The organism is Bradyrhizobium sp. Kon69 (genome assembly GCF_055807515.1).
The window spans coordinates 251,726-259,355 of record NZ_JBVVOS010000009.1; the positions used below are offsets into that span (position 1 = coordinate 251,726).

At 57.9% G+C, this 7,630-nt stretch carries 5 protein-coding genes and 2 pseudogenes; 6 read left to right on the forward strand and 1 reads right to left on the reverse strand.

Annotated features, from left to right (window positions below; genetic code table 11):
* Nucleotides 1–24: 24 nt before the first annotated feature.
* From AC0L3U_RS14855 to AC0L3U_RS14875, 5 genes and pseudogenes are all read left to right on the forward strand, one after another.
* Nucleotides 25–1,173, forward strand: coding sequence for an aminotransferase-like domain-containing protein (locus AC0L3U_RS14855; protein ID WP_259217556.1), 1,149 nt, complete (start codon nt 25–27; stop codon nt 1,171–1,173).
* Nucleotides 1,170–2,654 (forward strand): alkaline phosphatase family protein, encoded by a 1,485-nt coding sequence (locus AC0L3U_RS14860; RefSeq protein WP_085399323.1) that lies wholly within the window; start codon nt 1,170–1,172, stop codon nt 2,652–2,654. Before AC0L3U_RS14855 ends, AC0L3U_RS14860 begins: the two co-directional genes overlap by 4 nt.
* A gap of 23 nt (nt 2,655–2,677) precedes the next feature.
* Nucleotides 2,678–2,771, forward strand: a pseudogene (locus AC0L3U_RS14865) (transposase); the annotation flags it as partial.
* A 150-nt stretch (nt 2,772–2,921) separates the two neighbouring features.
* Nucleotides 2,922–3,137 (forward strand): hypothetical protein, encoded by a 216-nt coding sequence (locus AC0L3U_RS14870; RefSeq protein WP_085399322.1) that lies wholly within the window; start codon nt 2,922–2,924, stop codon nt 3,135–3,137.
* Nucleotides 3,138–3,427: 290 nt separating this feature from the next.
* Nucleotides 3,428–4,363: a TauD/TfdA dioxygenase family protein gene (locus AC0L3U_RS14875; protein WP_085399321.1), complete on the forward strand. Its 936-nt coding sequence runs from the start codon at nt 3,428–3,430 to the stop codon at nt 4,361–4,363.
* Between the two features lie 293 nt (nt 4,364–4,656).
* On the opposite strand, the pseudogene AC0L3U_RS14880 reads toward AC0L3U_RS14875, so the two are convergent.
* Nucleotides 4,657–5,616: pseudogene (locus tag AC0L3U_RS14880) on the reverse strand (IS481 family transposase).
* 1,100 nt (nt 5,617–6,716) lie between these two features.
* Here AC0L3U_RS14880 and AC0L3U_RS14885 point away from each other — a divergent pair.
* On the forward strand, nt 6,717–7,630 hold a 914-nt coding region (locus AC0L3U_RS14885), incomplete at its 3' end, for an ISL3 family transposase (RefSeq protein ID WP_473362196.1).

The window sequence follows — 7,630 nt, forward strand, 5'->3', positions numbered from 1 at the left end:
AATCACAAACTAGTGGACCATCAGATGTCTAAAGATAGTTACATCCCAAACGCGCCTATTAGCCTTGAACGGTCAACGCCACCGGCCTCTCTGAACTTGAGAAGTACTGTAAAAGAGGGCCTGCGTGCGCTTAGTGACTTGACAGAAATCCACAACGTTCTGAGAAAACATCGGTTTTCTGGAACAGAAGCAGACAAAGCGCACGCCGCAGAGTGGTTGGCCTCGCGCTTCGAAACACCCGTGGATCCGAAACGGGTCATTCTGACCAATGGTGCCCAGAATGCGATGGTTCTTGCCTTGGCGTCGGTCGCGGGACCGGGCGATACGGTCTTGATGGAAACCTTAAGCTATCACGGTTTTCGGAAGCAGGCGCACGTTCAGGGTATCCGGACCAAAATCATAGCAATGGATAACGATGGCGCGGAACCAGAGGCGTTCGAAAAGGCGTGCCGTGAGTTCGCACCCAAGGCACTTTTTCTGATGCCAACCGTCCACAACCCGACCACGATTGTAATGTCAATGCAGCGACGCCAAGACATCGCTCGAATCGCTAGGCAATATGGAGTCAGCATCATTGAAGACGATGTGTACGGACTCCTTCCGGAGGATGTTCCAGCTCCCTTTGGAGCGCTGGCTTCTGATATAACATGGCACATCACAAGTTTCGCAAAATGCGTCGGCGCTGGCGTTCGGGTTGGCTATCTCGTGGCGCCTGATGCGAACGCGGCACAAAAAACATTAGATCGTTTCTATGGTATCTCGTCCTGGTATCCTGCGTCGGTATCGGTCGAGTTGGTCAACCTTTGGCTCGCCAACGGTTCGATGGAAAAAATGGTGGCCGGCGTCAGACAAGAAGCGATCGCGAGACAGAGGATCGCCGCAGATTGCCTCGCCAATGTCCCTTTTCAGACGCGGCCAGATGCGCTGTTTCTTTGGGTCAATCTAGAGGGGATCATCGATCAAGACGAATTGGTTGCGCAATGCGCTTCAAGGAACGTGATAATCCGGCCAGGGCGGCTTTTTGCAACTGATCCGAAGTCTTCCCTGAACTATGTCCGTATCGTGATCGGCAGCCCCGACAGCCGCGACGACTTGAAGGCAGCTATGGCTGTAGTCGGAGGTTTGCTCCAAACTGCTCGGGACCTAGGGCCTGTCTCAGGCGTTTATCAATGACTAACGATCTCCGCTTCATTGTTGTTAGCTTTGATGGCTTGCGCCCCGACCTGATTGGCCCAGAACTGACCCCCAACCTTTGGCGCCTGAAGGCGGCCGGGGTGACGCTTACGAACCATCGCACCGTCTATCCGAGCGAGACCCGTTCGGCTTTTCCCAGCCTTGTCACCGGCGCCACGACCGATCGGCATGGCATGGTCGGTAACAAATACGTCGACCGCGCCGTTACGCCACCGCGCTACATCGATACTTCCGACGCAGTTCTACTGCGCCGGCTGGACGTCGAGAGCGGTGGCCGGCTTTATTCGGCGCGCTCGCTCGGCGAAATCTTGGCCGCGAGCGGACGGAGCCTCGCTGTCCTCGCCACCAATACGCCGGGAACGACCCGGCTCTTTCATCATAACGCTGAGGATTTCGGCCATGTGCGCCTCTCCGGTCATTTTCGCGAGGTCTGCACGCCAGATGATGTGCTCACCGAAATCGAATCCCATGTCGGTCTGTTGCCACCAGCTCCGCCCAAGATCGAGCCGGACCGCACCGGGCAAGAATGGATTACTTCTGCCTTCTTGGACGTTGTTTGGTCGAAATCTCATCCCGATGTCACGATCCTTTCCTATGGCGAGCCGGACGTCACCTCGCATTTCCACGGCACGGGCGCGGAGGCGACGTGTTCCATCATCGCCCATTGTGACCACCAGTTCGGCCGTGTGCTCGACTGGTGGGAAGCGGAGGGAAGGCAGGCCCGAGTGCAAATCATCGCGATCTCGGACCACGGCCACATCACCGGCCATACGCGCATCTCGGTCGCCGACAGCTTACGTGCGGCCGGCTTTAGTCCCGGCGTCGCACCTGCTCCTGATGTTGATCTGGTAGTGGTGCCGGGCCAGGTCGGCGCTCTCTATCTTGCCAATCCGGATGAGGCGAACGTAGCCCGGTTGGTGGCCACTATTACGTCCGAGCCGTGGTGCGGGCCAGTCTTCACGCGTTCAAAGGACGCGGTCAACGGCATCGCTCCCGGGAGCCTCTCAAACCGCCTCGTCTTCGCGGATCATGTCCGCGCGCCGGATGTTGCCTTTTCTTTCCGTGCCGACGATAGCGTCGACGCATTCGGCCTCGTAGGCGGCACCTTCTATGACAATGATCGCCGGCCCGGTCTCGGCCTTCACGGCGGGCTGCATCCAAAGGAACTCGCAGCCTTGGGGATAGTCGCGGGATCGGCTTTTCCGAACATTGGGTCCGCATCTTCTTTGTCGTCGGGGATTTGCGACCTGGCGCCGACGATCCTAAATCTGCTTGGCATTGACGCACCGTTGACGATGGGTGGACGGGTGCTCAACGAACTGCTGAAGTGGCCCCAGGCTCCTGATATTTCCATACGTGAGGAGGTCTTCGAGGCGCATCTCGGAGGCTATACACAGGTGCTCCGGCGCGAGCACGTCGGCGCTGCCTGCTACATTGCTGGTGGCTGGAGTTTCTCTTGAGGTACTGAACTCCCAGACTGAACGCCAAATGTCTTTTGCGGATCATCGATCAGACGGGCTTTCCCAAGAAGGGCCGGCATTCGGTCGGGGTTTGCACGGCAATATTGCGGCCAGTTGATCTCGCCTTTTCGAACGCGCTGTCACCGTGCGATGCGGCACGCATGAATAACACTTAGATCTCGACGACAAGAGTATGGTTGCGCCCCTGTCGGAGGCCGCACAGCGCTAGAATATCGATGGAATGCGGAGTCATCACGCGAAAGATCGTTGCGCAGCTTCGCGGTCCCCTTGCGCTACGGCAAGCTGACCATTGCGTCGAACTCGCTGGAAAACTCCCAAAAGCTTGACGGCGACAAAGTCGAAACGCGACCGATCAAAGGCACAATTGCGCACTCCGAGGCGACGATCATACCATTCTCGGCACAGTCCTTTTCAGACGCTGAAGGACTTCAGCGCGAAGAGGGCTTCAATGATCGCAGCTGACAGTTGAAGGCAAGCGGATCGAATGAGGTCTACAGCCCGGCGCTGAAACGCTGTGCAACCGTGGCCCGGAAGACAACCGTGGCTCCATGTGTCATCGCGAATTCTGCAAGTTCATATCGAATTAGTCGATGAACGTCATCCGACTGTAGCAATTCGGGCTTCTATGTTCTCGCACGTCGACGGCATCCGAAGGAAATGCCGCCGACACGCGTCTCGCGTGACGTTTCGCTGTCGGTAGGCTCGCGTCGAACATGCATTGAACCATTGAACATTGAACGAGGAGGATACACATGAGCATGGCATTCACTGGCAAGGCGGCGGGCTTCGCATTGCGCCCGGCCTCAGCACATCTCGGCGCGGATCTCGTCGACTTCAACCTGTCCGCTTTGCTCGCGAGACCGTCCGGGACCGCGGTGAGGGAATTCAGGGACGCGCTCAACCAGTATCTCGTATTGAGAGCGAGCGACACGGCCTCGACTCATGACCAGCTCGTGCAATTCGCAAGCTTATTCGGAGATGTCCTCTCCGACCGCAAGAACGCGGAAGAAAAGGATTCGGTGCAACTTGGCAGAGCTGAGCTCAAGGTGCTCTCAAACGCCGTAGCGCCCGACGGCAGGCCGCTCGGCGACAAGGGCTCGGGGCCACAAATATGGCACACCGACGGTTCCTTTCGCGAAACCCCAAATGCCTATTCTCTTCTCCATTGCGTGAGCGCGCCTGCCGATCCGCCGACAACCTCCTTCATGAGCGCCTACCAGCTCTATGAATCGCTGCCTGCAGATCTGAAGACTGAGATCGCCGAGCTCAATGCGATTCACAGCGTTCATAACCGCTCGCAGGACTTCTGGGATTTCATGGAAGGCGCCTCGGTTAGCCCTGAGAAGCGCGCGGAAGGTGCTCTTCACCCCCTCGTCAGACTGCATCCGGAAACCCGCAGACCACTCCTCTACTTGCCTCGTCGTCGCGATGCTCTCATCCAGGGGCGCTCGTCGCTCGAGAGCCGACTTCTCATGGAGCGCCTCTGGGCGGAAGTCTTCCGCTCGGGGGGCTTCTGGGGCGTTGCCCTGAAGGCCGGCGATTTCGTATTCTTCGACAACCGCGCCGTTCTGCACAATCGCGAGGGATGGCCGGCGGCACAGGAGCGCGTCGTCTTGCACCTAGCGGTAGCCGGCGAGAGGCCGATTGCCGCCTTTCCTGGCGATCGCATCCGACGCGACGCGGCCTGAGGAGCCTTACCGCTCGGAATAATCGGGAGGCTCCGCTTCGCGGGCGCGTAGATTGGCGATATTCGCCAGGATGATCAGTGTGCCTTCGACGCGCGTCGAAGGCAGCAGGACCGATAAAAATTGAGCAAATCGAACGCACGAATTCGCGAGGCACCGAGCTCCCGATTTCGACATGCCGATAGGCAAAGGTGATCACTCCCAGCGCAAGCAGCATCATGGGTAGCGAGCAGGAACACAAATGAAACAAACGAAGGGAAAAATTCGGCGATCTAAGCACGATTGCGATGAGCGTTCTATGTGTTTAGTCCCGGCATTTGCTGGAGCGGTTTAAGTTTGAATCGTTCTGGCTGGGAAGTCGAGCATTGCAGATGTATTCGTAAGGCGAGAGGCCCTTCAGGGGTCTTCAGCCGCCGAGCGTAGTTGTATGCGTTGATGAAGTCGGCAAGGTGAGCTTCGAGCTGATCGTGTCGATCATAATGGTTGCGTTGGACGGTTGCTTCCTTGATCGTGCGGTTCATGCGCTCGACTTGGCCATTGGTCCAGGGATGCTTGATCTTAGTCAGGCGATGTTCGATGCCATTCTCTTGGCAGTGCACATCAAACATATGTGTCACGTATCTTGCCGTCGGGCCGCCCGCGTAACGCAGTGGGAAAGTGAACTAGATCCCATTGTCGGTGAGAACGGTGTGGATCTTGTAGGAGACAGCCGCGATCAGAGCTTCGAGGAAGGCGGAGGCTGAGGTCCTCCCGTCTTCCTGACCAGTTGCATGAAGGAACACTTGCTTGTGCGATCGATAGCGACATAGAGGTAGAGCTTGCCTTCAGCGGTCTGGAGCTCAGCGATGTCGATGTGGAAGTAGCCGATCGGATAAGCCTTGAATTTTTTCATCCAAGGCTTGCTGCCTTCCTCCGGCAATCGGCTGATGCCGTGGCTGGAGGCAGCGATTCAAGGATGATCGCGTCAGATACGGGATAGTTGACTGGTGCGCATAGAGGCAATCGTCAAGCGGCAGTAGCGTATGCCGCCGGAAAGCGACGATGACCGCCTCCTCCTCGATGGAAAGCACTGTCGGTTCGGCTTCCCTGGGACCTGTCGGGAGATCGGCGACGGTCTCACGCAGCTTCCACTTCGCGACAGTCTTCTGGTTGATCCCGTAGCGCTTGGCGAGCGCTCTCAGGCTCTCTTGACTATTTTGTATTGCTCGACAGACAACCTCAGTCGTTGTGGCGCAGCCGTGTAAAATTTGTCCCATAGCGCATCCCTCGAATCGTGCGATACCGCCGGACCAGCGCAGTGAGTATGAAGAAAGCGAACTCCGTGGAGGTCTCTCGTGTCTAAGCATGCACTTGGAACCGAGCTGCTTCGCGGAAAGGCAGCCAGCAGGAACGTAGGAACGGCGTATGACGCCCCCCATTGGGAGCAACCTTCCCGGATCAAACGCAGCCCAGCACTTCGGAGCAGTCCGTCGATATATCTCAAAGCTCGATCATCTTTTTGTCGCAACTCCGCAGCAACAAAGCGCGAATACTTTCCGCCACGTTCTTGCCTCTCGGATCTGAGCCACAAGGCGCCTTTTGACCTAACTTGGTGCATCTGGATTGGCGACGATCCACACCATTGGCCCAAGCGGACCTGCGTGGGCGCGATGGAGCCGGACCTCGTCGCAAAGCGCGTGCGCCATGCACCTGCGGTCATGGTGATGTGCAAGGCTGAAAGCGGCCTGCGTCGCCGCGCTTAATCATCGCTCTTCGGCTTTCTTCGGCTTAGAGCGACCGTCTACATCCACAAAGACCTCGTGCGTTTCAGTAAGACCCTGAGCAAATGTCGAAACTGACAAGTTGCGACGATCTCCGAGCTTGTAAGTGCGGACTTGAGCGACGCCGACAATCTGCTGGCGCGCGGCTAGCAGTTGTGATGCCCTCTCCAATTTGATCAGTAGGTTTTGACGACAATCAGCGCATCATCGGCACCCGCGCGATCTGTCCGCGAGGCACGAATCCGTTTTCGTTGTTAGGGGGGCATGAGCATTAACGAAGCCCAGCAAAAGATACGTCCCAATCGGGCCACAACTCGCGTTTTGGCCTGATCACCCAACTCGCCTGCGGAGCCGACGGCAACTATGCAATCGTCTTCCACAGCGACCGCAGCATTCGGAATTGGCTTGCCTCCAAATCCATGATCAATGTTGCGTCGTTCAATAGCAAACTGTGTTTCGGCATGAAATAAGGACCCCGTTTTCGGGGTGATCGGCATCCAATCGGTGGACGCCGATAGGGGGTCCCAGTCGGGGTCTGACTCATTTCTGATGAAGTTTGCCAGGCGACTGTGGTTCTCAAACGGAGAATCAGCGCCATGCGGACGGGCTTTCAAATCTCATCGTTAGTACCGAGTGGTTTGGTGTTTGATGGTGTAAGTGATTCAATGGACTCGCTTATTCTGGCTGTTAGGTCGGCAGCTGCGGAGGCTCGGTGTCCTTTGTGCGCGACAGCGTCGAACCGCATCCATAGCCGCTACGTCCGGCATGTTGCCGATTTGCCATCGGCGGGCAGAAAGGTTCGCCTCCGATTGCTCACGCGGCGCTTCACATGCGAGGTGCCGCATTGCCGCCGACGTATCTTCGCGGAACGGTTCGGAGAAGACGTCGTTCCGCTTCGACGGCGTCGGACGGCACGGCTCGAACACATCGTCCATCACCTGGGGTTGGCGCTCGGCGGCCGGCCGGCAGCAAGCTTCGCCAAGCGGCTCATGCTGCCTGTCAGCAACGATACTTTGCTGCGGGTGGTCCGCCGGCGGACGGCGATGCCGACGGATCCATTGCTTGTTGTGGGTATCGATGACTGGGCGTTCCGGAGAAACCGTCGGTACGGGACCATCGTGTGTGATTTGGAGCGTCGGCGGATCGTTGCCTTGCTGCCCGACCGGGAAACGGCGACCGTTCAGGCGTGGCTGTCGAAGCACCCGGGCATCAACATTGTGTCGCGAGATCGCGGTGGTGGATATGGCGAGGCCGCAGCCAAGGCGCTGCCGAACGCCATCCAGGTCGCCGACCGCTGGCATCCGATGGAAAACGCGAGCGCGGCCTTCCTTGATGCGGTGCGCCGCTCCATGAGCAAAATCCGAAGCGCAATCGGGGCGACGACGATCGATCCTAAACTACTGACCTGCGCGGAAAAGCTTCGCTATCAGGGCTATCTGCGGCGCCAGGACAGCCATGCCGCAATCGCGGCTCTTGTCAGCGACGGTGTGCCGCTCAAGGAGATCGTCCG